The 26,833-nt window shown below is 32.9% G+C and carries 31 protein-coding genes; 11 read left to right on the top strand and 20 right to left on the bottom strand.

Annotated elements, in window-relative coordinates:
- Window positions 1-73 precede the first annotated feature (73 nt).
- Window positions 74-1,480 carry an MATE family efflux transporter gene (locus tag Z053_RS0107285; RefSeq protein ID WP_025664386.1) on the bottom strand — a complete coding sequence of 469 codons (1,407 nt, stop codon included), beginning with the start codon at window positions 1,478-1,480 and terminating at the stop codon, window positions 74-76.
- 452 nt (window positions 1,481-1,932) lie between these two features.
- On the opposite strand from Z053_RS0107285, the gene Z053_RS0107280 reads away from it, so the two are divergent.
- The 5 genes from Z053_RS0107280 (at window position 1,933) to Z053_RS0107260 (ending at window position 5,460) form a co-directional block, all read left to right on the top strand.
- Window positions 1,933-2,280, top strand: coding sequence for a T9SS type A sorting domain-containing protein (locus Z053_RS0107280; RefSeq protein WP_025664385.1), 348 nt, complete (start codon window positions 1,933-1,935; stop codon window positions 2,278-2,280).
- Window positions 2,281-2,396: 116 nt separating this feature from the next.
- Window positions 2,397-3,377, top strand: coding sequence for a LuxE/PaaK family acyltransferase (locus Z053_RS0107275; RefSeq protein WP_025664384.1), 981 nt, complete (start codon window positions 2,397-2,399; stop codon window positions 3,375-3,377).
- Between the two features lie 2 nt (window positions 3,378-3,379).
- Window positions 3,380-4,399, top strand: coding sequence for a hypothetical protein (locus Z053_RS0107270; RefSeq protein ID WP_025664382.1), 1,020 nt, complete (start codon window positions 3,380-3,382; stop codon window positions 4,397-4,399).
- A 5-nt stretch (window positions 4,400-4,404) separates the two neighbouring features.
- Window positions 4,405-4,923, top strand: a complete 519-nt coding sequence (locus tag Z053_RS0107265) for a DUF350 domain-containing protein (RefSeq protein ID WP_025664381.1) — start codon at window positions 4,405-4,407, stop codon at window positions 4,921-4,923.
- Window positions 4,924-5,010: 87 nt separating this feature from the next.
- Window positions 5,011-5,460, top strand: a complete 450-nt coding sequence (locus tag Z053_RS0107260; RefSeq protein ID WP_025664380.1) for a YHS domain-containing (seleno)protein — start codon at window positions 5,011-5,013, stop codon at window positions 5,458-5,460.
- A gap of 170 nt (window positions 5,461-5,630) precedes the next feature.
- On the opposite strand, the gene Z053_RS0107255 is transcribed toward Z053_RS0107260, so the two are convergent.
- Window positions 5,631-5,903, bottom strand: coding sequence for an acylphosphatase (locus Z053_RS0107255; RefSeq protein WP_025664379.1), 273 nt, complete (start codon window positions 5,901-5,903; stop codon window positions 5,631-5,633).
- Between the two features lie 131 nt (window positions 5,904-6,034).
- On the opposite strand from Z053_RS0107255, the gene Z053_RS0107250 reads away from it, so the two are divergent.
- A complete protein-coding gene (locus Z053_RS0107250) occupies window positions 6,035-6,874 on the top strand; it encodes a universal stress protein (protein WP_025664378.1) in 840 nt (279 codons plus the stop codon).
- A 62-nt stretch (window positions 6,875-6,936) separates the two neighbouring features.
- Here the strand turns inward: Z053_RS0107250 and deoD are convergent, their stop codons facing one another.
- From deoD to Z053_RS0107215, 7 genes are all read right to left on the bottom strand, one after another.
- Entirely contained in the window at window positions 6,937-7,635 is a 699-nt protein-coding gene (deoD, locus tag Z053_RS0107245) for a purine-nucleoside phosphorylase (RefSeq protein WP_025664377.1), read from the bottom strand.
- Window positions 7,636-7,641: 6 nt separating this feature from the next.
- Window positions 7,642-8,286: a deoxyribose-phosphate aldolase gene (gene deoC, locus Z053_RS0107240; protein ID WP_025664376.1), complete on the bottom strand. Its 645-nt coding sequence runs from the start codon at window positions 8,284-8,286 to the stop codon at window positions 7,642-7,644.
- A 2-nt stretch (window positions 8,287-8,288) separates the two neighbouring features.
- Window positions 8,289-8,588 carry a thioredoxin gene (trxA, locus tag Z053_RS0107235; RefSeq protein WP_025664375.1) on the bottom strand — a complete coding sequence of 100 codons (300 nt, stop codon included), beginning with the start codon at window positions 8,586-8,588 and terminating at the stop codon, window positions 8,289-8,291.
- A 60-nt stretch (window positions 8,589-8,648) separates the two neighbouring features.
- Window positions 8,649-9,536, bottom strand: coding sequence for an RsiV family protein (locus Z053_RS0107230; protein ID WP_025664374.1), 888 nt, complete (start codon window positions 9,534-9,536; stop codon window positions 8,649-8,651).
- A gap of 204 nt (window positions 9,537-9,740) precedes the next feature.
- A complete protein-coding gene (locus Z053_RS0107225) occupies window positions 9,741-10,034 on the bottom strand; it encodes a chaperone modulator CbpM (protein ID WP_025664373.1) in 294 nt (97 codons plus the stop codon).
- 10 nt (window positions 10,035-10,044) lie between these two features.
- Entirely contained in the window at window positions 10,045-10,929 is an 885-nt protein-coding gene (locus Z053_RS0107220; RefSeq protein ID WP_025664372.1) for a DnaJ C-terminal domain-containing protein, read from the bottom strand.
- 18 nt (window positions 10,930-10,947) lie between these two features.
- Window positions 10,948-11,355, bottom strand: coding sequence for a hypothetical protein (locus Z053_RS0107215; RefSeq protein WP_025664371.1), 408 nt, complete (start codon window positions 11,353-11,355; stop codon window positions 10,948-10,950).
- A gap of 107 nt (window positions 11,356-11,462) precedes the next feature.
- Here Z053_RS0107215 and Z053_RS0107210 point away from each other — a divergent pair, with 107 nt between their 5' ends.
- The 4 genes from Z053_RS0107210 to hemN all read left to right on the top strand — a co-directional run bounded on the left by Z053_RS0107210 (window position 11,463) and on the right by hemN (window position 16,142).
- Entirely contained in the window at window positions 11,463-12,698 is a 1,236-nt protein-coding gene (locus Z053_RS0107210; RefSeq protein ID WP_025664370.1) for a PAS domain-containing sensor histidine kinase, read from the top strand.
- The gene (locus Z053_RS0107205; protein WP_025664369.1) at window positions 12,695-13,759 is read left to right on the top strand and encodes a response regulator; all 1,065 of its coding nucleotides are present in this window, start codon (window positions 12,695-12,697) and stop codon (window positions 13,757-13,759) included. The genes Z053_RS0107210 and Z053_RS0107205 overlap by 4 nt, the downstream gene beginning before the upstream one ends.
- Window positions 13,760-13,843: 84 nt before the next feature.
- Entirely contained in the window at window positions 13,844-14,680 is an 837-nt protein-coding gene (locus Z053_RS0107200) for a universal stress protein (protein ID WP_025664368.1), read from the top strand.
- Between the two features lie 97 nt (window positions 14,681-14,777).
- Window positions 14,778-16,142 carry an oxygen-independent coproporphyrinogen III oxidase gene (hemN, locus tag Z053_RS0107195; RefSeq protein ID WP_025664367.1) on the top strand — a complete coding sequence of 455 codons (1,365 nt, stop codon included), beginning with the start codon at window positions 14,778-14,780 and terminating at the stop codon, window positions 16,140-16,142.
- A gap of 21 nt (window positions 16,143-16,163) precedes the next feature.
- Here hemN and Z053_RS0107190 read toward each other — a convergent pair whose 3' ends face one another.
- The 11 genes from Z053_RS0107190 to ccoS all read right to left on the bottom strand — a co-directional run bounded on the left by Z053_RS0107190 (window position 16,164) and on the right by ccoS (window position 26,133).
- Window positions 16,164-17,048 (bottom strand): sterol desaturase family protein, encoded by an 885-nt coding sequence (locus Z053_RS0107190; protein ID WP_025664366.1) that lies wholly within the window; start codon window positions 17,046-17,048, stop codon window positions 16,164-16,166.
- Between the two features lie 2 nt (window positions 17,049-17,050).
- On the bottom strand, window positions 17,051-18,022 hold the full coding sequence (locus Z053_RS29925; RefSeq protein ID WP_025664365.1) for a sulfurtransferase: 972 nt from the start codon (window positions 18,020-18,022) through the stop codon (window positions 17,051-17,053).
- Entirely contained in the window at window positions 18,006-18,482 is a 477-nt protein-coding gene (locus tag Z053_RS0107180; protein WP_025664364.1) for a hypothetical protein, read from the bottom strand. Before Z053_RS0107180 ends, Z053_RS29925 begins: the two co-directional genes overlap by 17 nt.
- Window positions 18,483-19,703: a sulfite oxidase gene (locus Z053_RS0107175; protein ID WP_025664363.1), complete on the bottom strand. Its 1,221-nt coding sequence runs from the start codon at window positions 19,701-19,703 to the stop codon at window positions 18,483-18,485.
- 182 nt (window positions 19,704-19,885) lie between these two features.
- Window positions 19,886-20,587 carry a sulfite exporter TauE/SafE family protein gene (locus tag Z053_RS0107170; protein ID WP_025664362.1) on the bottom strand — a complete coding sequence of 234 codons (702 nt, stop codon included), beginning with the start codon at window positions 20,585-20,587 and terminating at the stop codon, window positions 19,886-19,888.
- 3 nt (window positions 20,588-20,590) lie between these two features.
- Window positions 20,591-21,037: a FixH family protein gene (locus tag Z053_RS0107165; RefSeq protein WP_025664361.1), complete on the bottom strand. Its 447-nt coding sequence runs from the start codon at window positions 21,035-21,037 to the stop codon at window positions 20,591-20,593.
- A 122-nt stretch (window positions 21,038-21,159) separates the two neighbouring features.
- Window positions 21,160-22,581, bottom strand: a complete 1,422-nt coding sequence (gene ccoG, locus Z053_RS0107160) for a cytochrome c oxidase accessory protein CcoG (protein WP_025664360.1) — start codon at window positions 22,579-22,581, stop codon at window positions 21,160-21,162.
- Between the two features lie 76 nt (window positions 22,582-22,657).
- On the bottom strand, window positions 22,658-23,548 hold the full coding sequence (locus Z053_RS0107155; RefSeq protein ID WP_025664359.1) for a cbb3-type cytochrome c oxidase N-terminal domain-containing protein: 891 nt from the start codon (window positions 23,546-23,548) through the stop codon (window positions 22,658-22,660).
- Window positions 23,545-23,730, bottom strand: coding sequence for a CcoQ/FixQ family Cbb3-type cytochrome c oxidase assembly chaperone (locus Z053_RS0107150; protein WP_024768152.1), 186 nt, complete (start codon window positions 23,728-23,730; stop codon window positions 23,545-23,547). Before Z053_RS0107150 ends, Z053_RS0107155 begins: the two co-directional genes overlap by 4 nt.
- Window positions 23,731-23,735: 5 nt before the next feature.
- Entirely contained in the window at window positions 23,736-25,937 is a 2,202-nt protein-coding gene (ccoN, locus tag Z053_RS0107145) for a cytochrome-c oxidase, cbb3-type subunit I (RefSeq protein ID WP_025664358.1), read from the bottom strand.
- Between the two features lies 1 nt (window position 25,938).
- Complete coding sequence (ccoS, locus tag Z053_RS0107140) at window positions 25,939-26,133, bottom strand: cbb3-type cytochrome oxidase assembly protein CcoS (protein ID WP_024768150.1); 195 nt, start codon at window positions 26,131-26,133, stop codon at window positions 25,939-25,941.
- A 286-nt stretch (window positions 26,134-26,419) separates the two neighbouring features.
- Here ccoS and Z053_RS28060 point away from each other — a divergent pair, with 286 nt between their 5' ends.
- On the top strand, window positions 26,420-26,599 hold the full coding sequence (locus Z053_RS28060; RefSeq protein WP_035095421.1) for a hypothetical protein: 180 nt from the start codon (window positions 26,420-26,422) through the stop codon (window positions 26,597-26,599).
- Window positions 26,600-26,833: the final 234 nt, after the last annotated feature.

Genomic DNA, 26,833 nt, shown 5'->3' with positions numbered 1-26,833 from the left:
TAGATTAGCCACATTATAGAAACACCCTCAAAAACATGAGGGTGTTTTTTTATTGTTAAATTAAGGAAGAGTACTATACTTTTACTTCTTTCCATTTTCCTTTTTTAAACCAGATAATTCCAATCACTGCGATTAAAACTTCGGCAAAGGTAATCGCAAGAAATACACCCATTGCCCCCCAATTTAGGGTTAAAGCTGCCAGGTAAGCAAAAGGTAACTGAAATACCCAAAAACAAAAGAAATTAATGACAGTAGGAGTTTTGGTATCACCTGCTCCGTTAAAAGATTGTATGATCACCATTCCATAAGCATAGAATACATAGCCAGCAGCAATTACACGTAAACTTAAAGCTCCATATTCTATGATTAACGCTTCATCGCTAAAGATTCTTATAATTGCTTCTGCAAATAAGAGATAAAATATGGATACAATAGCCATAAAATAGGCATTGTATTTTCCTGTTTTCCAAACCGATTGCTCGGCACGTTCTGGCTTTGCAGCACCTAAGTTTTGACCTACTAATGTAGCCGCAGCATTGCTCATTCCCCAAGAAGGCATAAGTGTAAACATTAATACTCTAATAGCTATAGTATACCCCGCCAGTACTTCACTACCAAATTCAGCCATAATTCGCATCAAGAATACCCAGCTAGATGTTCCGATAATAAATTGTCCAATCCCTCCCAAAGAGACCTTAACAAGATTAAGCATAATTCCTGCTCTAAAAACAATATCTTTAAAAGCCACCTTGATCTTACTCCAACCATAAAAAAGAATTAGCAACTGAAATATTACGGCACTACCTCTACCTATAGTTGTAGCAATTGCTGCTCCTTGTACACCAAAAGCAGGAACAGGACCAAACCCGAAAATAAAAACCGGATCTAGAATGATATTTAATAGATTAGAAAAGATTAATACTCGCATTGCTACAGAAGCATCACCTGCACCTCTAAATACGGCATTGATTAAAAACAGAAGCATGATAGTCACGTTTCCGCCTAATAATACTTGAGTGTAGCCATATCCATCTGCGATGAGATCTGGTTCGGCCCCCATAAGTCCAAGTATTTCTTTCGGAAAAATGATACCTATACCACTAATTATAGTGGCAATTACTATCCCTAAAAGGATAGATTGTATTGCTGTCTGAGAGGCACCACTAATATCTTTTTCACCCACTCTGCGAGCAACAATTGCAGTAACCCCCATACTAAGTCCAATAGCAATAGCATATACCAGGGTAAGTACAGATTCTGTTAATCCTACTGTAGCAATAGCATTTGCCCCAAGACTAGAAACATAGTATGCATCTACAAGAAAAAAGATAGATTCCATCATCATTTCCAGAACCATAGGTACAGAAAGCATGAAAACTGCTCTGCGAATACTCCCCGAAGTGAATTCTTGTTCTTTACCAGTTAGTGCAATTTTGAAATATGAAAATATACGGGTAAGTGTAAGTTTTTTTTGAGTCATTATAATAAGAATTACGAATTGAAAATATAAATAAAGAAGTGCTAAAGAAGGAATCCTTAGCTTTTAAATCGAGTGGTCTCTATGCGCACAATTATGTACATAATTCTTTTATAACTTCATAATGAAACAAATATCAGGCATTATTTTTGATTTACAAAATTTAAATTTGAATTCATTTTGATTTTTTTGCTAGTAAGAATTTTAAATTCATCAAATCTATGATGATGTCTTTTTGAAAAAGTATTGTATAGCTGCAGTATAAAAAAGATAAAATTAAGGATAGAAATGATAATTTTGATGGTAAGAATAAAATCAAGATGCTTAGTAAGTGAAAACCGTAATTTGTGTACAGAACTACCATTAAATCTGGGTTTTATACACAAGTATGCTAATAATTTGTAATGTTTTTAATTTTTATGTTGTATATTTATTGCCCCAAAATAAATTTTTGTATGAAAAAAATCTACTTGCTGCTTACATGTATTAGTCTCATCTGCTTTTCCTTTGCTCCAGGAATCCAAGCACAGTCTGATATAGCCGAAACACAAGATTCGAAGAGCATAAAAATCGAAGGATTGCGTTTGTTCCCCAATCCAGCACCTGCTGGAAGTGTATTATACATTACCTCTACTAAAAACCTCACAAAAACAGTTTCAATTTTTACAGTTTTAGGAGAAAAAGTGCTTTTTAAAGTTTTAATTGGTAGAGAATTAGATATTACCCATTTAAACCCTGGTGTATATGTAATTAAAGTTACCGAAGGTGATTTAAAAGCTACTAAGAAACTTATTATTAAATAATTTTTGATTAAAATACTTTCTTTTGAGTCCTCTTGTTTTTTATAATCTAAAAAAACAAGACTAAAAAGGCGCTCTTTTTTATACCTTTGTTCTACAAAATTTGTTGAACAAATCTTATGCAGGCTGATACTATTTTTTCTATTCAAAACAACACAGATTTTGAGAGATCGGCCCTACATGTTTTTAGACATCAATACAGCAACAATTTAACATATCAGAGGTTTTGTAATCTTTTAGGAATAGCAAAAACTTCGGTAAAATGTATTGATGATATTCCATATTTGCCAATCCAATTCTTTAAACAAGAGAAAATTGTAAGCACTAAAGCTTCAATACATAAAGTTTTTACCAGTAGTGGTACAACAGGTAATGTGACTAGCAAACATCATGTTAGTGATCTTACAGTGTATGAAAGAAGTTTTAGAAAAGGGTTTCAACATTTCTATGGTGATATTACGGATTATATAGTATTAGCACTACTACCTTCTTATTTAGAAAGAGATGGCTCTTCTTTGGTATATATGGCCGAAAAATTGATCAATGATAGTAATCATCCCCAAAGTGGATTTTATTTACATGATACTAAAAAATTGGTAGAAACCCTTCGACAACTTATTGCAGAAGATAAAAAAATACTACTTCTGGGAGTTTCGTTTGCTTTATTGGATCTTGTTGAGAATTATGATGTACTATTAAACGAGGCATCGATAATTATGGAAACCGGTGGTATGAAAGGTCGCAGAAAAGAAATGATTCGTGAAGAATTACATAAGGTTCTTAAAAATGGTTTTGGAGTTTCTCAAATTCATAGCGAATATGGGATGACAGAATTATTATCGCAAGCCTATTCTAAAAAAGATGGACTTTTTTACTGCCCTCCCTGGATGAAAATTTCCATCAGAAACCCTGAAGATGCTTTAACTCAATTAGAAGTTAATAAAACAGGAGGTATAAATGTTATAGATCTGGCAAATATAAATTCATGTTCTTTTATCGCTACTCAGGATTTAGGTAAAACGTATCCCGATGGAAGTTTCGAAATTATTGGTAGATTTGATCATAGTGATATCAGAGGCTGTAATTTAATGGCATTATAAATATGGCAATTAAAAAGAAATTAGGTTGTTTTTCGTTTCCCGCGATCATATTAATCTCTTTGGTGTGCAGTAGTGTTGTACAATCTTTTTTCTCTATTTCTTTATTCTGGGCCTTTGCATTAGTGCTATTATTACTTTCGTGGTTATTAGGGAAATTAGATGGTAATCAAAAAAGATTTCAATGGCGTTATGTATTGTACAGTACTTTTGTTTTGGGATCTATACTAGGATTACGACATATGTTGGATGCTATTCCGATATCTATAGAAAGCCAAAAATCTGATATTTCAGAATATATTTATCGAGAGAAAGCTCTGGAAGAAGGAGATTCTATAGTACTATTACGACAGAACCGACAATGGACAGATAATTATGGTAACACTTTTAAAGGAAAGTTTTCGATTCGGGAAAAGGATTATTTTTCTTCTAGAAAAGAATATTTTAATACTGTACAAAAACATAAACAGCAATCCTGGGGTAAGTTGTATCAATATCTTGCAACTTCTGATACGCCGAGACTAGATTTAATTCTGAAAGAACTTACTACTATTAAAAACTCAAACAAACTAAATCAATTTGAGTTTGCAGAAATGGTAGTGACTTTTATACAAGATATTCCGTATTCTTTTGTTTTTGAAAATGATTGTGAATCTCCAGAAAAATATGAAGAATCTATTCGGGTGATATTAGAAGAATGCTCTGATTGTTGTATTGGTAATATTCCTTTCGGAATCCAAAACCCTGTAAGTTTTATGGGAAACCTAAAAGGAGATTGTGATACCAGAACTGTAATTATTTATGCTATTCTTAGTCATTTTGGATATGATGTAGCTATTCTTAATAGCGATTATTATAAGCACTCTGTTCTTGGGTTACATATCCCGGCAAAAGGAATATATAAAATGCAAAATGGGAAACGATATTATTTGTGGGAGACCACAAATAAACATTTTACCATTGGCACATTACCCAAAAATTTTGGTAACATAAATCATTGGTATATTGTACTAACTAACACCTAAAACTCATGCAAACGAAACTATTAACCCTTGCTTTTATAGAAATAGTACTTGCTATTGTCGTTTCTGTACTCATATTGTTTATTTCTTTTAAAATCCTGCAAAGAGTGTTTTTTAAGAATATTTCCTTTAGAGAAGATAATATGGCTTTTTCTGTTTTTGCTGCAGGAATTATTTTGTCGATAGGTATGATTCTGGGGGAGATTATCCCATCGATAACCAATATGATTCGACTATCGATGTCTGGAGAAAATGAAATCATGCTCGGAGAAATTATTCAATATTCTGGCTTGTATCTATGTATCGGATTTATATTTGCCCTGCTTATTAATACTTCGGTTTTTTTACTTTTTTCTGCCCTTACCAAAGGAGTAAATGAGTTTAAAGATATTCAACAAAATAATGTAGCTTCTGCTGTAGTAGTTACTGCTACATTGTTATCCATTACCTTAATAGCAAAAGATAGCATTAGTCTATTGATTAGTGCTCTTATACCATATCCAGAAACTACTAATTTTCTGCTATAATAGCTTAATTACCTTATAATTATGTTAAAAGTGTAATGATTAAGTTTTTTTACGACTTAATGTGTGAGAGTGTAATAAAACGAATACATGAAACCATACATAACCATACTATTCTTTGTTTTTATAGCAACTGTAAGTGCTCAACAAGTAGATTATAATACGAATAAAGATTTTGTAGCAGAGGGATATGATGTAACAGAATACTTTAATAACAAAGCAGTTAAAGGGAATAGTAAATTTATAGCAACTCATGATAAAGTAAACTACAAATTTGCAAATCAGGAAAATCTAAAAAAGTTTAAAAATAATCCAGATAGATATGTTCCACAGTATGGAGGATATTGCGCCTATGCGGTAGCAGTAAATAGTGAAAAAGTAGATATAAACCCTAAAACCTTTGAAGTAAGAGATGGTAAGTTATACCTGTTTTATAATGCATGGGGAATTAACACATTGGATAAATGGATAAAAGAAGATGCTCCAAAGTTGCAAAAGAAAGCAGATATGAATTGGCAAAAAATTAAAATAAAAAAGTAATGCAGTCCTATTGAGCTGCATGTAATGCTAAGTTTTTTCAATAATTGATTGGTTAGTTGACAAAGCCTGCTAGGAGGAGACTCTGGTAGGCTTTGTTGTTTTATACATTTTGGAATTGACCCTATTTATGGTAAATAAAAAATATTCCTAATGAAGAATTGTAAACTTACCTAACGCAAAATATCAAAGTTTTTAAAAAATTGCAAGTCACCTTCTTCAAAAGATATAGCATCCACTTTTGCAAATTCCGGACCTATAGCACACCATTCTAATAAGAGGTTAAGTTGGTTTTTATCTCCTTCGGCTTCTATGTAAACATTTCCGTTAGGAAGATTTCTTACGTTTCCTGCAATTTTCAGCGCTATGGCTTTTTCTTGTGTGCTTTTTCTATACCAGACTCCTTGCACCTTTCCTTTTACTGTAATATTATAATGTTTTTGCATTGTGTGTAGTAATATTTAAAGATACTATAAAAAATATTTTTAAGACATGTTATGTATTGTATTGATATGATAATTATCATTTTAATTAGCATTAACATCGCTTAATTTTGATTGTATAAAAACAGTTAATTATGAAAAAAATTCTTGTACCCATAGACTTTTCAGAATATTCAGAATACGCATTACAGGTTGCAGCACTATTAGCGAAACAACAAAATGCTGAAATCATAGTATTGCATATGCTGGGATTGTCTGAAGCTGTATTGATTAAAAATGAAACTCAGGAGGCAAATGAAGCAATGTATTATATGAAACTTGCCGAAAAAAGGTTTAGCACTTTTCTAGACAAAGAATACCTAAAAGGTATTCAGGTTACAGAGACTGTACAAAACTATAAGATTTTTAGCGAAATTAATGAAGTTGCCCATGAAAATGAAGCAGACCTAATTGTTATGGGGTCTCATGGTGTTAGCGGTTTACGAGAAGAGGTGTTTATAGGATCAAATACAGAAAAAGTAGTACGTACATCCGACATCCCTGTATTAGTAATAAAGAATCCTGTAGATAATTTTGCTTTAAATGAAGTTGTATTTGCCTGTGATTTTAAGATAGAAAATATTAAAGCATATCATAATGCGATCAAGTTATTTAATGCTCTGGATGCTAATATACATTTGCTATATGTTAATCTACCGGGAGAACAATTTAGAAGTTCGGATCAAATAGAAGAAAGAGTAAAAGAATTTCTTTTTAAAGCAGATTCTGGTAATCTGGATATGTATGATAAGGTAACCTACTTTAATGATTACAGTGTAGAAAGTGGAGTTTTTAATTATAGTAAAAAGATTAATGCAGATATCATTGCGATTCCGACCCATGGTCGTCGTGGTTTGGCACATTTCTTTAATGGAAGTATAGGCGAGGATATAGCAAACCATGCAAACAAGCCCGTGATCACATTTAAAATATAAATCAAAAAAACCTCGCAGGCTTTTAAGCCTGTGGGGTAACTATTACTATATTACAAGGTGTTTTAAAGAGTGCCTAGAGCAATTTCAACCATTTTATTAAAAGTAGTTGCTCTTTCTTCCGAAGAAGTTTTTTCTCCTGTGACTAATGAATCAGATATCGTTAAAATGGCTAAGGCTTTAACATTATGTTTTGCTGCAATAGTATACAATCCGGCTGTTTCCATTTCGACACAAAGCACTCCAAATTCTGCCCAACGCTTATATGAATCAGGATCATCTTCGTAGAATTCATCAGAGGATAATACATTTCCCGCTTTAATAGGAATGTTGTTATCTTTTGCATATTGTATTGCTTTCATAAATAATTCAAAATCTACAGTAGGAGAGTAGTCTGAATTTATAAATCGGGCAGTATTGATATTCGAAGTAGAAGAAGCTGCCATTGCAATAACAATATCTTTAAGCTTAATATCTTTTTGATATGAACCTGCAGAGCCTACGCGAATTAAATTCTTAACCCCGTAGTCATTAATAAGCTCATGACTGTAGATAAGAGCAGAGGGAATCCCCATTCCGGTTCCTTGTACAGAGACAGATTTACCTTTGTAACTTCCGGTATACCCTAGCATTCCTCTAACTTCGTTATAACAGATCGGATTGTCGAGAAAGGTTTGTGCAATCCATTTTGCACGCATAGGATCTCCTGGTAATAAGACGGTTTCTGCTATGTTTCCCGGTTGTGCTGCAATATGTAAACTCATCTTGTTTTATTTTGAAGTTACTATAGTGATCCCAGATGAGGTTCCTATTCTGGATACACCTAAATCAATATATTGTTTTGCTGTTTCTGCATCCCTGATTCCTCCAGAAGCTTTTATTTGCATTGCATTTTTTACTTCATTTTTCATAAGTTGTACATCTTCTATAGTGGCACCACCAGTGCCAAAACCTGTTGATGTTTTTATAAAATCTGCCCCAGCATTAAGGGATAATTGGCAGGCGATTTTCTTTTCTTCGTCTGTGAGATAGCAGTTTTCAAAAATTACCTTTAAAACATGCTTTCCAATCGCTTTTTTTATTGCTTTTATTTCTTCTTCTACGATTTTATAATATCCAGATTTTAATAGTCCGATATTAAGTACCATATCAATTTCATTTGCACCCTCATCAATACATTGTTGGGCTTCGTATACTTTTGCTTTGGTGATGGTGGCTCCTAAAGGAAAACCTATTACAGCAGCTATATTAACGTCTGTGTGCATTAATTCACTCTCTGCCAAACCAACATAATAACTGTTCACACAAACTGCATAAAAATGATGTTCTTTTGCTTCTGCACAGAGTTTTTTAATATCGTCAACTGTAGCATTGGCTTTTAATAATGTGTGATCTATATATGTATTGAGTGCCATGGTTATTGGTGTGAATTTATTATGCCAAGCAAATCATTTTTTTGCAATACTCCGGATTGTCTCCAAAGTTGTTTACCATCTTTAAACAAAATCATTGTAGGAACACCACGAACCTGATATTTTGATGCCAAAGGTTGATTTTTATCTACATCTATCTTTACAATCTTGATGGCATCTCCTAGTTCATCTTTAACCTCTTTAAGAATAGGAGCAAGCATTTTACAGGGGCCGCACCAATCTGCAAAAAAATCTACTAATACAGGTGTTTTTGATTCTATGATATTGTTAAAACTACTTTTCATCTATTCTCTTTTACTTGCTAAGTTATAATAATGAGCCGAGAAAATTTTTAATTAAAGAAATTAACTTACTATCGGACGGTCATTATATTTTTTGATAAGATGCATTATGTCTTTAATTGGGATTTCTATAGAATATGTTCCCGTATAGGAAGGACAAATAACGCAATCATCAAAATAAAATTCTACGGTATCATCATTTACCACAAAATTGTTTTTATAAGCTTTAAAATCCCCTTTTGAAAGCTCCCAACAATCATAATACAATTCTCCAGAGCTAATACCGTCCTTTATAATTGTATTTATAGTAGTAAACACTTCTTCTTCTGTGCCAGTTTCAAAGAAATCATCAAAATAAATGAAATTATGTTTCTTAAGGTCAAAGTTTATACAATCAAAGAGATATGTAGAATATAGCATTCCAGAATAATAGTTCTCTTTGTAAAGGACAACACTAATACGATCACTTTTTACACTATAGATTTTATAATCAATAATTCTTTTATCTCTAAACCTATTGATTTTTAAAGTATCACAAAGTAACTCTTTGTCTTCAAGAATTTGATTTTCGGTTTTTTCAATATTCAGATAGTTTTCTGAAATAAAATCATTAAATACCGAATATGAAGGATCAATTTTTTCATTTAGGTAGGGGTATTGATAATCTAAGACATAAAGATCCTCTTCTTTTAAGAAGCTTTTAGAAACTACTAATTCTTGTAATTGAGTTTTATCGTCTCTGGCAGTGATTAATCGTTCTCTTTTTATAGCTTTTGTTTTTTCCTGATCTAGCTCCAGGCTTTCTTCAGAAAAAACAGATACAGTATCTTCTGCTTTTTGTTCTGTATGTTGTTGTTCAGTTTCTTTTTGCTCTGATGGTTTTTGAATAGGCGTTTGTTTTTTACAAGCGATGAAACTTAAAAAAACAATACAAGCGATAAGAGTTTTCATACGAAAGTTTTTAATTCATATAAAAGTAAGATAGCGAACCATTAAAAAATATGATATTGATCAGCTTGGTTGACGAATAAAAAGGTGAGTTTCGAATGAAACCCACCCTTTTGTTATGTAGTGTGTAATTAAAAAAACCTGTAATTAAGCTACTTTTTAAAAAAGTTGATCTATACAGATTAAGTTTTTGAACCGCTATGAAAGCTAATTTTCGTATAGTCCTAATTTGTTTTTAAGTATATTCATTTCGTTTTGAATTTGATGAACTCGTTCTAATAAACGCATAATAACTTCAACACCTTCGAGGTTAATTTCCAATTCTTTATTGAATAGTATAATTTGTTCGATTCTGGGTAATTCATCAGAATTTAAAAATGCAGTTTGCCGAATCGTAATAATTTCAATTAATCCAAACTCATGTAGTGAGTTTACGAAAGAGAATTCTATCTCGTGGCGTGTGCAGAATTCTAATACTGGTATAAGATGTCCTTTGGTCATTATAATACATTTAAAGCTTGGATAATGTTCTAAATAATTCTTTTTGTTGTTCTGACAGGTTTTTTGGGATCTTGATAGTATATGTAATAAAGAGATCTCCAAATTGTCCTTCTTTTTTATATATAGGAAATCCTTTTCCTTTTAGTTTTATTTTGGTACCATTCTGAGTTTCAGGTTTTACATTTAGTTTTACTTTTCCGTCAAGAGTTTCAATCATAATTTCACCCCCTAAGACTGCTGTATATAGATCAATATCAGCATGCAAATAAAGGTCGCCTTTGTCGCGTTTAAAAGGAGTTTTGTTATCGATAACAAAAGTGATATATAGGTCACCATTAGGCCCACCTTGGATTCCTGGGCCTCCATGGTTTTTGATTTTTATAGTTTGTCCGTTTTCAACTCCTGCAGGAATTGTGATTCGAATATTTTTTTTGTTAACAGTGAGCGTTCTTTTATGTGTTTTATAAACGTCGATTAAATTAAGATGTAGCTCTGCATTGTAGTCTTCACCTCTATATCGGGTTCTGCCATATGTTGCACTTCTTCTTGAGCCTCCAAACATAGATTCAAAAAAGTCAGAAAAATCACTTTCTGAATAATTTCTGTAATGTTGTTGCCCGGTACTTTTGTGTTGATGCTTTGATTGTTTAGCTTTTTCAAACTCTTCAGCATGTTTCCAATCTTTACCGTATTGATCGTATTTTTTTCGGTTTTCGGGATTACTTAATACTTCATTGGCTTCATTAATCTCTTTAAACTTTCTTTCAGCCTCTTTATCATTAGGATTTAAATCAGGATGATATTTTCTGGCCAATTTTCTATATGCCTTTTTGATGTCACTATCTGAAGCATTTTTTGAAATCCCTAATATTTTATAGTAATCAATAAACTCCATATGCTAATCAAAAATTAGTTACTGTTTTTCAAAGATTAATTTCAATCGCCCAAGCATCATTAATTCAGATTTATTTTTACCAGAAAACGCGCCCGCAATAGCATTAGCTGTACTCCAGATTAATTGTTTTAGTTTATCGGTAAAACGAGATTGGTGCTCTTTAAAAAAGGTTTCGAATTGAATAAAACACTCTTCTGCACTCAATTCTTCATAATCAAGCCAGTCAAAAACGATTTCAATTTGAAAAGAAGCATCGACACCAAACTCATCTTCAATATCATCTACTTTTAACCATTCTGTTTTTACAATTTTTCGTAAAGAATCATATTCTGATTTACGAACTATTTTATCCGACGCAGCAATTGCATAAAATAGCTTGCCAAGGTTTTGATAAAATGTAATTCCTATATTTTGAGCAGTATTCATATCATAAAAAATTATAGGTTAATGAATATAAATGTAATCAGACTGAGTCATATTTTTTATGACATAAATCAGTTCTGGTAACAAATCAAAATGATTACTTTTGAAGCATGAAAGTTTTCGAAAAAGACAATAACATTTTCAAATTACTTTCTGAGGCCATTTCAGAAGGTATCATTGTGGTGAATGAGAAACAAACAATAGTGGCAACTAACGGATCTGCTAATACTATTTTTGGTTATGAGACCGATGAGTTGATAGGAAAACACCTTAATACACTGATACCAAAAAAATACCATCACGGTCATAAAAAGCATTTTGAAGGCTTTGTAGAACATAGTGAAAAACGTAATATGGGTGCAGGACGAGATCTTTTTGGGATACGAAAAGACGGTTCGGTATTTCCTGTAGAAGCAGGCTTAAACCCATTTGCAATTTATGGTAATAATTATGTAATGGCTCTTGTTATCGATATTACACTTCGAAAACAACAAGAACAGCAAATACAAGATTTAAATGTTAAGCTAGAGCAAAAAATAGAAGAACGTACAGAAGAACTGCATCATACCATACAAGAATTAAAAGAAGAAGTAAAACTTCGTATGGAAGCCGAAGCTCAAACTAAAGAATCTTTAAAAAAGGAAAGAGATTTAAGTGAGTTAAAAACAAAATTTCTTTCACTTGTTTCGCATGAGTTTAAAACACCGCTAAGTGGTATTCTTACTTCGGCCACACTTACCGGAAAATATACTAAAACAGAGCAACAAGAAAAAAGAGAAAAACATCTCGATACCATAAAAAATAAAGTGAAATACCTGGATAATATCCTTAATGATTTTTTATCTATCGAACGTCTCGAAACAGGAAAAGTAACTTATAAGTATAGCCAGTTTCCACTTAGTAAAGTGGTCAATGAAGTGGTTTATGATGCTAATATGCTACTTAAAGATGGACAGAGAATAAATTACCCTAAGGATATTGATGATTATGTTATAGAGTTTGATGAAAAGATTTTAGAACTCGTGCTTACAAATTTAATTAATAATGCTATCAAATATTCTGGAGAACACACTGTAATTGATTTGCAGGTATGTTTCGAGGATGATATCCTTACATTTAAGATTATTGATCAAGGGATTGGTATTCCTAAAAAAGAACAGGACTTTATTTTTAAACGATATTTTAGGGCAGAAAATGCCTTATTAGATCAAGGAACAGGTATTGGGTTAAATATTGTGAAAAGTCATTTGGAAAACCTGGGAGGTAGTATTACTTTTACAAGTAAGGAAAACCAAGGGTCTACATTCATTGTTACCATACCTACAACCAATATCCACGAATCATGAAAACTATTCTTTTAATCGAAGATGATACGGCACTTAGAGAAAATACCGCAGAACTGTTGGAGCTTTCGGATTATAAAGTAATCACATCTCCTAATGGAAAAGTAGGTATTACCAAAGCAAAAGAAGAAAAGCCAGACATCATTGTTTGTGATATCATGATGCCAGAAGTTGATGGATATGGAGTACTTGAGGCACTATCCTATGATATAGCAACCAATCATATTCCTTTTATATTTTTGTCTGCAAAAACAGAACATAAAGAGATTCGAAAAGGAATGGATCTGGGAGCAGATGATTATCTAACCAAACCTTTTGAAGAAGAAGAACTATTGAGTGCAATCGAAAGTCGTCTTGCAAAAGCAGCATTACTCTCTAAAATTGTTAAAGACCAAGAATTTTCTACATCAGCAACAAATACTTCTGAAGATAGCGGACTTAGAAATTTACACGAGCTTAAGAATTTTTTTGATGATCATGGTGAGATTTCTGAATTTAAAAAAGGAGAAGTAATCTATGAAGAAGGAGAACATTCTAATAACATATATTTGATTTTAAAAGGAGTTGTTAAAAGCCATAAAATGGATGAGAATGGTAAAGAATTAATCACTACTTTATACAAAACCGATGATTTTCTGGGGTTCACTTCGTTTATAGATAATACTCCATATCTAGAATCGGCAACAGCAGTCGAAGATTCAGAATTAGCAGGAATATCAAAAAATAACCTAAAAGAGATATTAGAAAAGAGTAAAAATATTTCTCTTGAATTAATGGAGTTACTTACCGATAATCTTTCTGATATCAAAGAACAATTATTACAAATGGCCTATAGTTCGGTACGTAAAAAAACAGCTCAAACGATACTTCAATTTGCCGATGTATTGAATAAAAAACCTGAAGATAGTATAAAAATATCCAGAAATGATTTGGCTAGTGTTGCTGGGATTGCGACAGAAAGTTTGATACGCACACTGTCCAGTTTTAAAAAAGATGGATTGATTGAAATTGAAGGACGTAACATAAAAATTTTGGATTTACCTGGCCTTCAGTTAGTAGAATAAAAATACAAAAGCACCCAAACTGATTTTTGTCATATTTTTCATGAGTACATCCTAATACATTTGTTGTATTAGAAAGTATTAAAAATGAAGAACATCCTGATCCCTACAGATTTTTCTGAAAATTCGTGGAATGCGATTACATACGCATTATCATTTTTTAAAAGGGTGAAATGTAATTTTTATTTGTTACATGTCTCTCCTTTTGAAGAAATGATAGGAGGAGATTCTTTGTATGGTTCAAAAAAAACAGTCTTAGAAAAAAGTACCCAAAGTGATACAGAGCAAATGCAATTATTGCTTAAGAGAATAGAGAAACTACCTTTAAATACAAAACATAGCTTTTTCACAATTAATGAATATATCTTTTTTGTAGATGCAATTAGAAAACAGGTCAAGGAAAAGAATATTGATTTTATTGTAATGGGAACCAAAGGAGCCTCGGGGATTAAAGAAAAAACCATTGGTAGTAATACAGGAGATGTAATCACAAAAGTAAAGTGCCCTGTCTTGGTAATACCCGAAAAAGCCAAGTATACCAAACCTAAAGAAATTGCATTTCCCACAGATTATAATATGTTATACAAAAGTAGAGTGTTAAATACGATTATGGATACTCTTACGCTAAATGAAGCCGCTTTACGGGTTTTGCATGTTGCCAAAAAAGAACAAGAATTAACCGATCGTCAAAGAAAAAATAAAGACTTTCTAGATGATTCTATTGATGAAATAGAGCATAGCTTTCACTTCCTGTCTAACCCCAATATCGAAGAAGCTATACAATGTTTTGTTGAAAGCAGAGACATCGATATGATTACTATGATTGCCAAAAACCTCAATTTCTTCCAGCGTATTTTATTTCACCCTACAGTCGAAAAAATAAGTTATCACATTACTATTCCTTTTTTGGTATTGCATGAGTGACTTATAAATGAAGAAAGAAGAAATAGTCGGTTTATATAACCAATTAAGTTGAAGCTGACCATCTTGACAACTAAGAATAGTTCAAAAAACAAAAAAAATGTGTGCAAATTTAATTCATAAATATAATATTCCGGGACCTCGATATACAAGTTACCCTACTGTTCCTTATTGGGATATAGATACTTTTTCATTAAAAAAATGGACAACATCTATACAACGATCATTTGTAGAAAGTAATGAAGAAGAAGGGATTAGTTTATATATCCACCTGCCATTTTGTGAAAGTATGTGCACATTTTGCGGATGCAATAAACGTATTACAAAACGGCATGATGTAGAAGAACCTTATATAAATACAATCTTAAAAGAGTGGCAATTGTACCTTAAGATTTTTGAGACTAAACCTAGAATAAAAGAATTACACCTGGGAGGAGGCACACCTACATTTTTTTCACCAGATAATTTACAATATTTAATTAATGGTATTTTCTCGGGAGTAGAACAAGCAAAAGATTGTGAATTAAGTTTTGAAGGGCATCCCAATAATACAACTCGAGAACATTTGCAAGCGCTGTATGATGTTGGTTTTAGAAGAGTAAGTTTTGGAGTTCAGGATTATAATGAAACGGTACAGAGAGCAATTCATAGAATTCAACCTTTTGAGAATGTAAAATATGTGACAGAGACTGCGAGAGAAATTGGTTTTACTTCGGTAGGACATGATATCATTTTTGGGCTGCCTTTTCAAACTCAGGAAGCAGTTGTTCATACTATCCTAAAGACAAAAGAGCTACTGCCCGATCGGTTGGCATTCTACAGTTATGCACATGTGCCATGGCAGAAAGGTAATGGGCAACGTGGTTTTAACGAATCAGACCTCCCAACAGGAGAGCAAAAACGAAAACAATATGAGGTAGGGAAAAAGTTACTATCAGAAGTAGGTTATGTAGAAATCGGAATGGATCATTTTGCCTTAAAAAATGATTCGCTATATCAATCTATGAAAAATCAAACTCTACATCGCAATTTTATGGGGTATACTGCTTCCAAAACACATGCAATGATTGGTTTAGGAGTATCTGCAATTAGTGATAGTTGGTATGGTTTTGCCCAAAATGTAAAAGGAGTAGAAGAATATCAACATTTGGTAAGAGAAGGTATTATTCCTGTCTATCGAGGACATATTTTAACCATAGAAGATCAGATCATACGCAAACATATTCTTAATTTGATGTGTCATTTTTATACCAAATGGGAGGATGATCATATGTATTTTAAAGAACTACCAGAGGTTTTACGGAACTTAAAAGAATTAGAAGCAGATCAATTATTAACAATTAATGATTCTCATATAAGTGTTACAGAAAAAGGCAGACCTTTTGTTCGTAATATTTGCATGGCTTTTGACCTTAGATTACAACGCAAAATACCAGAGACTATGTTGTTTTCGATGACCGTTTAATTATCTTAAGAACTTGAAAAACTATTCTTTTTTCTGTTTTGATGCTCTAAAACCATAGATGATTTGACCAATGAAATTTTTTGGGATTTTTTCATCCCCGGGAAATCCTAATGCTATTGTGCCGCTATCTTCGGGAATATAATTGGTCTTAAAGATATAATCCCAAAGGCTTAAACTAATCCCAAAATTTACACCATAAGAGCCTTTTGGTAATTCATAAGAGTGATGATATAAATGCATGACAGGGTTATTGAGGATGTATTTAAGTGGTCCCCAGGTAATCTTTATATTCGAATGATTAAAATGACCGATTGTAATGGCCAAAAAATGTACAATATAAGCCTGCTCTGGTTCAAAACCACCTAAGATCATTACACCAATAGTTTTAAGCGGTTTATAAAAAATGTTTTCCATCCAGTGATATCTTAGATGGGCTGCAAATCCCATTTCTTTAACAGAGTGATGTATTTTATGAAATTTCCATAGAAAAGGATACTTATGAAGTAGAATATGAGTAAACCATTGTACAAAGTCGAGTACAATAAAAAACAATAGAAGTTGTACCCACGTAGAAAGATTAGAAACATCAATTATGGTTAATGTTTTTGCAGAAATCCCTATGTCTATAAAAACTACTTCGAGTAGCTTATAAAAACCACTTATGGCAATGGCAAAAAGGAAAAAATTAAAAAACATATAGAAGCCATCTAGCCAAAAATCTTTTCTAAAAATGGATTGATTTTTTCTCCACGGAAAAACAATTTCTAACCCCCATACTACTAGTGATATAATAATAAGGCCCCAGAAATAATTCATGTACCAGGGAACCTCAAATAGTATTGATCTCCAGGTCCATTGTACATTACCTATAAAAGAGTCGGTAAATGCGTTTATATATTTTTCCATAATTAATTCTTTATTGTTGTCGTACTATCTTGCTCAAATGGAAGAACATCAAAATAACTCCATTCTATCCAGGAACCATCATAATTTTTTACATTTTTGTAACCTAATAGCTCTGTTAGTATAAAGGCAGTATGTGCTGAGCGCACTCCACTATGACAATATGTGATGATAGTATCTGTTTTTGAAGCTCTCATTCTACTGTAAATCATATTTAAATTATCATAAGATTTAAATTTGTGTGTTCCTTGATGATCTATGGTTTCTGCCCAATCGATTAGTATACTTTTAGGAATTCTTCCTGCTTTAAAAGCTCCTTGTTTTTGTCTTTTACCGCTAAATTCATCAATATTTCTGGTATCTAGAATGACGACTTGTTTACTAGAGTTTATGGCTTTAATGATTTCTTCTTTTCTAATATATAGTTCAAAAGTATTATTATTAGGAAGTGTAAAAGTTGATGGAGTAATTAATACAGTATGATTATTAATCAAGCCTCCTACTTTTTTCCAAGAGATTAATCCTCCGTTTAATATTTTCACAGATTTAAAATCATAATTTTTAAGTACCCACCAAAAGCGAGCAGCATCACAAGATCCTCGATCATCATATACTATTAAGGTATCGTTATTTTTAATACCTAATCTACTAAATAATTGCTCAATTCTTTCTTTTTTAGCCATCATCCCTTTATACGGATATGAAGAATCTTCTATATCTGTACGCCAGATATTTATCGCCCCATTAATATGATTTTTGGCATAGTCTTTTGCTTTTCTAAAATCTATTATTTTTATATGTTGTTGTTTAGAAAGAGATACTAATTCTTCGGCCTCTATTAGATGTTTAGAACTATAATACGTTTTTGTATCTATTTTGGTTTCTTTAGAAATCACATCCTTTACTTTATTCTTAGATTTTGTACAGGAAAAAAAAAGTATTCCCAAAATTATGATGCTGCTAATCCTGTAAATCATACCACTCAATATTTGTTAATATTTCACGCCTTCCTTTTTTCTTGGGAGGATAATTAGTAACAAGGTAGTTTATAATGATTTCTTCATTGGTTCCTAAATCCCATAAGTTTTGAGTTTTCTGCATCCACCGTATCGTTGTTACCCATCGTTCTGTAGTCATCCTGTTTTGTATAATGAGCTTAGACGAATGACAATTAGTACAATTATTTATTACTTCCATTAACCCTTTGGCTTCAACTAGGCCGGTTCTTAGGTGAATTCCATTTTCAATTTTATCTTCATTGCCTTCAGCAGTTGTAAGGTATGTCGAATTAGATTCGTTTTTTTTTAAAACAGATAACGTTGGATCAATAAGAAGATAAATCCCTCCAATAGTGATTATACCAACCATAATGAATAGTATCATCATAAGACGATAAATGGCTTTTACATAGTATTTAAACTGTTTTTGTTGCTCCATTTATATGATTTTTACTGCAATACGATGACAAGCATTATTTAAGTATCCCTTAGGATTCCAACCTGGGAGAATCATGGGTTGGCTAACACCTTGTGTGTCTGTGGCACGTGCCCAGATTTCATAGTATCCTTTTTTCGGGAAATCAATAGTCGCATAAAAATGTTGCCAGGCAAGTCGATTTACAGGTTTTTCTATTGAACATTTTTCCCATGTTGATCCAAAATCAATCGAATATTCCATTTTACCGACTTCCAATTCGCCGGCCCAGGCATGCCCTCTGATATTTAATTTTTTTCCTTCATTAATCATTGCTCCTGATTTGGGATACGTAATCAGAGATTTTATAGGCATCGATTCTATGATACACATATCTTCATCACTTACTTTTTTGCCAGGTGATATTGGTTCACAAGGTACTCGATATGCAGTCCCTTTCATTTTGGTACCATCATGCACTTTGTTACGTAAACTTATTCTGTTGATCCATTTACCAGAAACAGAAGCGGGCCATCCTCCAGCAATTAAACGTAAAGGATACCCATGAGCCAATGGGATATCTTCTCCGTTCATTTTAAAGGCTAATAATGTTTCATCTTGAAAAGCTTTTGCTACTGGAACTCCTCGGGATATAGGTTCTTTATTGGGGTCCATACTTAAGTGAGTGTCGATAGCATGATAGCCAATATACACTGCATTGTCCTTTATACCGGCATCTTCAAGAAGATCTCGTAACCTAATGCCTGTCCATTTTGCACAAGATACGGCTCCAACAGTCCATTGATTGCCTTTTGCGGGAGGGTCAAATTCACTACGACCGTTACCACCGCATTCTAAAGTTAGTTGGTAAGTATATTGATTAAATTTTGATTTTAATTCGGCAAGTGTATATACTTTCTTTTGGACTACAGATTCTCCATCAATAGTTAATGTCCAATTTTTGGTATTTATAGTATTAGGAATTAGACCATTGTTTCGAATAAACATATATTTATTAGGAGTCACTTTATCATCCAATAAATGAGCTTTAGCCTCAATGTTCCATGGTTTATCATTTAAGATTACCATTTCTTTATCCATTTTAAACATTTTGTAAGGATCTGAACCTTGCAATCCCAGTGGTTTGTACCCCTTGGGCATTATAGTCCCGAAAACAATATCATACCCTATGACTGTTACCATAGAACTTAATACCGCTTTTTTAACAAAGTTTCGTCTTTTCATTTGGCAAACACTTATTGTTTTACCTCATAAATTTAACGTTTTTCATTCTTTGTTTCGGTAACAAAGGTCACAATATGTGTTTTGGCAAGTAGAGAAGGGTATTCTGTTAAGGTCATTGTACTATAAAATACAGATCTTAAATGTGCTATTATAATTAAAATATAATCTACTAAAATCTGTAGTTAGTGGCACTCAAAATTTGCAGAAACTATTTCGGTTACAGGTTTGGGAGAAAGATATGGTATGCCTAATCCAAGACCTCGTATGATAAATAATAGCCCAATTATGACTACAAACACCGGAATAACTTTTTGAACGTGTTGTCGGGCTTTTCGGGTTAAAAAATTCCCCGCATATACAGCCATTGTCATTAAGGGTATGGTTCCTAACCCAAAAAAAGTCATGTATAAACTACCTTTAAGGATATGGCCAGAGGCAATAGCTCCAAAAACAGCCATATACACCAAACCACAGGGCAAAAAACCATTTAAGAAACCAATAGAAAGAAAAGTATCTGGTGTTTTCTTTTTTAAGGCTACGCCCAGAGCATTTTTGACTTTGGAGATAATTTTATAGATCGGTTTTGAGAAATTATATTTAGAAAAAGTTTGATAAGGGATCATTACAATTATGATCATCAAAACCCCAACTGCAATAGATAATTTTTGCTGTAGCCCGAAAAGATTTAAACTCTTTCCTATGATTCCGAAGAATAATCCAATGATGCTATAGGATAATAATCGCCCAAAATGATATAAAAATACTTGAAAGAATTTTTGAGTAGTATTAGACTTATTTACTGGCAACATAAAGGCAATAGGACCACACATTCCCACACAGTGAAAACTACCTAATAGACCAAGTATGAATGCAGAGATAAGCATTTTTTAATATGTAAATGATTTTTTAAACAAATATGAAATGTTTTCGTATTTCCAATCGACAGTGATGTTCCAACGTCCTTCTAATAGATCCTTATCTTCAATAATTACTTCTGAAGCAGAGAGCGAAATAGGAATTTCGAAATCCAGCTTTTTATTCGATGGTCTGTATAAGGATATGGTTCCAGAAATATCACTATAGTTTTTGTCTTCTGGAAATGAAATTACCAGACCGTTGGCTGTTTTTTCTACGATAACGTCTTTTAGTAGGTTTTTTGAGTTTTCTTCAGCATCGATTTCATTCTGAAAAGCGAGTTCTTGTTTGTAATAATCTTCTGTTACCAAATCGTGCTCATAATTTGTATTGGTATTCATTTTCACAACAAAATATAGGATAAAAGAGATAAACCCTATAAATACTAATACGATGGCGGTTCCCCAGTTTATTTTCATAATATTTTTCTTTAGTTCGATTATGGGTTGGGCCTATGCCAGAATGATAAAAAGGAACAAAATATCAAAATACACTTGTCATTCAGGCAAAGGCTACAATCCACTATAATTTATACTTTTCATCATCTATAACTTCTAGGTCCTAAAAATGCGGTAGTTGTCGTTTCAATTAATTTGTCGTTGCTATATACTCCGATTTTTAATCGGTCACTATCCCCTTTTAGCGCTGCACCGTTAATTTCAATAAATAAAGTACCTTCAGCAATTCCTTGCTTAGGGACATTAAAATTTTTGTGAGTGACCAGTTCTATTTTTCCTTTATGGGACATCAATTCAAAACGAACATCTTCAATTTCTGCCGTAGTTTTATTAACCAACTTATAGGTGTACACGTTACTAATGATATTATTCTCTTTTCTCTCGTATAATTGCCCTGGTAGTCGTAAGATATTTGCTTCTACGTCGTTTCTTAAAAATGACATTCCTAGTAAAACACCGGTTAGAATTATTAAAACAGCACTATATCCTTTTAATCTTGGGGTGAATTTAAATTTTGCTTTTTTGGCAATGTTATCTTCACTGGCATATCGTATTAATCCTTTCGGAAGGTTTACCTTTTCCATCATATGGTCACAGGCATCAATACAGGCAGTACAGTTTACACATTCTAGTTGTGTGCCGTTACGGATATCGATTCCTGTTGGGCAAACATGCACACATTGAAAACAATCAATACAATCTCCTTTTCCGGTAGAAATGCGATCTTCGTTTTTCTTAAACTTAGCTCTTCCTGCTTCTTTTTCTCCACGTTTATAGTCGTATGCAACTACAATTGATTTAGAATCGAGTAGTACTCCTTGCAATCGCCCGTAAGGACAAGCAATAATACAAACCTGTTCTCTAAACCATGCAAATACAAAATAGAAGACAGCAGTAAATATAAGTAAGGAGATTAAGGTACTTATATGTTGTAATGGCCCATCAATGATATATCGTAATAATACATCGCTTCCGATCAAATAAGCTAAAAATATATTAGCAATTAAGAACGAAATGATAAAAAATATAATCCATTTAAGAGTGCGTTTTCGAATCTTTTCTGCATTCCAGGGTTGTTTGTTCAGGCGAATTTGTTTTCCGCGATCACCTTCGATCCAGTATTCTATTCTACGAAAAACCATTTCCATAAAGATAGTTTGCGGGCAAACCCAACCGCAAAATAATCTACCAAAAGCGACTGTAAATAGGGTAATGAATATAACCCCTATTAACATAGAGATGACAAATAAATGAAAATCCTGTGGCCAAAATGGTGCTCCAAAAATATTAAAACGACGTTCGAGGACATTAAATAATAAAAACTGATTGCCGTTAATCTTGACAAAAGGAGCAGCAAATAGAAATATTAGTAAGCCATAACTTACCCATTTACGATAATCGTAATATTTACCACTAGGCTTCTTAGGATACACCCATGCACGTTTACCTTCTTCGTTTATGGTGCCGATAGAATCTCTAAATCTTTCGTTTTCGGGTGTTTCCAATGGTTTTGATTTTATTCGTTCAGTACTACAGTTGTTAAATCCGAAACAGACTCAGGAATTTCTTCCTTCTACTTTTTTATTTCTGCGCATCTGGATCAGTCCAAATTTCTCCCTGTGCTTCTTTTGGTTCGGCGGGAGTTGTGCCTCCTAATGTAATGATGTAACTCGCTACTTGTGCCATTTCAACAGGTTTTAGAGTTTGTTTCCAGGCAACCATTCCTTTTCCATCTCTTCCTCCTTCAGAAATTGTTCTGAATACATTTTTAATTCCGCCTCCCAGAATCCAATACTCATCAGTAAGATTAGGGCCAATACCTCCACCGCCATCTGCCTTATGACAAGCGACACAATTGGTTGTATAGACTGCTTTTCCTGCATTAATATCAGAAGCATCTGTTAGTAATGTAACCGTATTTACATCTACCAAATCTTTAGCCGTTTTTTTGTATTTTTCAATTGCAATTTTAGCTTCGGCTACTTCAGTTTCATATTCTTCTGCCTGAGTATAATCATTGTATACATGAAAGCGTACCAAATAAACTATACCAAATATAATTGTAGCATAAAACATATAAACCCACCATGGTGGTAAATTATTATCGAGCTCTTTAATCCCATCATAGTTGTGATCCAAAATGATTTCTTCTTCACTTTCTACAGGCTTACTATCGAGGAGTTTTAAATAGATGCTTTTAATCCATTTAAATTGTTTTTCTTTTTTAGCTTTTTCTGCCAGAATGTAACGTTCTTGCGCATCAGGTTTTAAAGAACGAAAGAGGATACTTCTTAATGCTTCTAAACTAATTTCTATTGCTATAATAAACAGTAAAACCATTCCTAATACTAACCAGGTGAGAGGTTGTGCTATAAATGCAGATTGTTCTCCTGATTCTACAGTTAATTCTATTAATAGGTATGCTAGGAATAGAAAAGTAATAATTCTTATATAGGATGCAGTACTTCTCATAACACGTTTTCGTTTTCAGTTTCTAATGGAATTTGACTTACTTCTTTTATATGCTCTTTTTTTGCGGTGAAAACCCACCAGAATAATGCAGCAAAGAAGATGAAAAAGATAAGAAGTGAAATCATTGGATAGATTTCAATACCTTCAATACTTTCCATATGGCCTTTTATAAATTTTAGCATGGCGTTTATTCTTTAGTTTGAACTACGGTTTCTTTGTTTTTAACTTTTATATCGGTTCCTAACCTTTGGATATAGGCAATTAAGGCTACAACTTCTCTATCTCGCATCTCGATAAAATCCAATCCGTTTTCCTGTGCATATTTTTTATCGGCTTCATAAGTTTTTACAAAATCAGGATCGGTATACAAATTTTTCTCTATTGTAGTTGCTTGTTCATCCATCCATTGTTGTGCTCTGGCTATTTCTTCTGGAGTATAAGGAACACCTAAAGTCACCATAGCATTCATTTTATCCTCAGTTTGAGAACGATCAAGTTTGTTTTTGATCAACCATTTATAGCTTGGCATAATAGATCCCGATGAGGTTGTTTGCGGATCATAAAAATGATTTAAGTGCCAGTTATCAGAATATTTCCCTCCAATCCTCATTAAATCAGGTCCTGTACGTTTACTTCCCCATAAGAAAGGATGATCATAGACATATTCACCAGCTTTAGAGTATTCGCCATATCGTTCTACTTCACTACGGAAAGGTCTGATCATCTGCGAATGACAGGATACACAACTTTCTCTAATGTAAATATCTCTTCCTTCTAACTCAAGAGGAGTATATGGTTTTACACTAGTAATCGTAGGGATATTAGATTCTACCATTAAAGTAGGGACTATTTGTACGATACCCCCAATTAAGATGGCGATAGTAGCAAAAATGGTTAGTTTTACAGGTCTTCTTTCTAGCCAGGTGTGATATCCTTCTTTAGCGGTTCTGTGTTTAGTTACTTTGGTAAGCGGAGCAGCTTCTGCAAGCTCGTCTGTCACAGTACTACCATTTTTTATAGTTTTAATAACGTTGTATAACATGATAAACATTCCGAAGATGAATAAACTTCCACCTATGGCACGCATCCAGTACATTGGGATGATTTCATTTACAGTTTCTAAGAAATTACCGTAAGTAAGTGTTCCGTCTGGATTAAATTGTTTCCACATAGAAGCTTGTACAAATCCGGCAACATACATCGGTAATGCATACATGATGATCCCCAGAGTACCAATCCAGAAATGAGCATTAGCCAATCCTGTTGACCACAATTTGGTTTTGAATAATCTTGGGATTAACCAATACGCCATCCCAAAGGTTAAGAACCCATTCCAGGCTAATGCACCAACATGAACGTGAGCAATAATCCAATCACTAAAATGCGCAATGGCGTTTACATTTTTTAGAGATAGCATTGGTCCTTCAAAAGTGGCCATACCATAACCAGTAATGGCAACTACCATAAATTTTAATACAGGATCGGTACGTACCTTATCCCAGGCACCTCTTAATGTTAATAATCCATTAATCATACCTCCCCAGGATGGAGCAATTAGCATAACAGAAAATGCTACACCAAGATTCTGTGCCCAATCTGGTAAAGACGAATATAAAAGGTGATGAGGTCCTGCCCAGATATAGATAAATATTAAAGACCAAAAGTGAACAATAGATAATCGATAGGAATACACAGGCCTATTAGCAGCTTTTGGAATAAAATAGTACATCAACCCTAAAAAAGGAGTAGTAAGAAAGAATGCAACTGCATTATGACCATACCACCATTGTACTAAAGCATCCTGAACACCTGCATATACCGAATAACTTTTTAAGGCACTTACCGGTAACTCAAGACTATTAAAAATATGAAGAACAGCAACCGTAACAAAAGTGGCCAGGTAAAACCATATTGCAACATACATATGGCGTTGTCTTCTTTTTAAAATGGTTCCAATAAGATTCCATCCAAAAGCTACCCAAACAATAGCTATGGCAATATCAAAAGGCCATTCTAACTCGGCATATTCTTTTGAAGTGGTATACCCTAATGGAAGTGTAATAGCCGCACCAACAATGATCAATTGCCATGCCCAAAAGTTAACGTTACTAAGTGTATCATTAAACATACGGGTTTTTAGCAAACGTTGGGTAGAGTAGTATACTCCTGCAAAAATAGCATTACCAACAAATGCAAAAATAACAGCATTGGTATGCAATGGTCTTAATCTCCCAAAGCTTAACCATGAGATTCCATCTGTTAGATTAGGGAATAAAAATAGAAACGCCAGTAGTAAGCCTACAGACATCCCAACAATACCCCATAATAGAGTGGCATATAAGAATTTTTTTACGATTTTATTATCGTAATAGAATTGTTCCATTTCCATATTAAGATTGTTTAGTTTTAGTGGATTCCGAAGATTTTTCTTTACTTTCCTTTATAAGTTCATCATCAAAAAGCATCCTAACAGAAGGAGTATAGACATCATCATACTGACCATTTCTGACCGATATAATGAAGCTAATAAAAAAGACGATGGCAACGATAATACTAATCGTTAAGAGTATATAGATTACACCCATACTTACTTTTGATTATGAGTCAAAAGTATGCGCGAACATTTTCTAAAAAAATGACATTTATCAGGTTTTATTAATTAAGGCTATTCTTAGCGAGAATATCCAATTTATTAGTGCTTTTATGGCTCTATAATGTTAATAATTGTTAAAATAGTACCTTTTTATACATAGTACTGTAACAAAAATGATTTATCGACGTCTAGTAGGTATACATCAATTATAAAAACAGAAATTATGAGAACTTTAGACAACAATCAAATCACTAAAAAATTAACAGCAACCAAAGGTTATGTTTGGAATTCAAAAAGACGTTACAGATAATTTTAAGCACAATTATTTAAAAAATCAACAATTTATACATCAATCAAAAAAAACAGAAATTATGAGAACTATAGACAGTAACAGAATCACAAGAAAATTAAATGCACCAATTGGATATACCTGGAATTCGAAAAGACGATACAGATAATTTTAAATACAACTATTAGAAAAATATAACAATTTATACATCAATCAAAAAACAAAAATCATGAGAACTATAGACAGTAACAGAATCACAAGAAAATTAAACGCTCCTATTGGATATACCTGGAATTCGAAAAGACGATACAGATAATTTTAAGCACAACTATTAGAAAAATATAACAATTTATACATCAATCAAAAAACAAAAATCATGAGAACTATAAACAGTAACAGAATC

It is taken from the genome of Aquimarina megaterium XH134 (assembly GCF_000520975.1).
Classification (GTDB): Bacteria; Bacteroidota; Bacteroidia; order Flavobacteriales; family Flavobacteriaceae; genus Aquimarina; species Aquimarina megaterium.
Note: the sequence above shows the minus strand (reverse complement) of the source record. Positions and strands in the feature narration are given on the sequence as shown.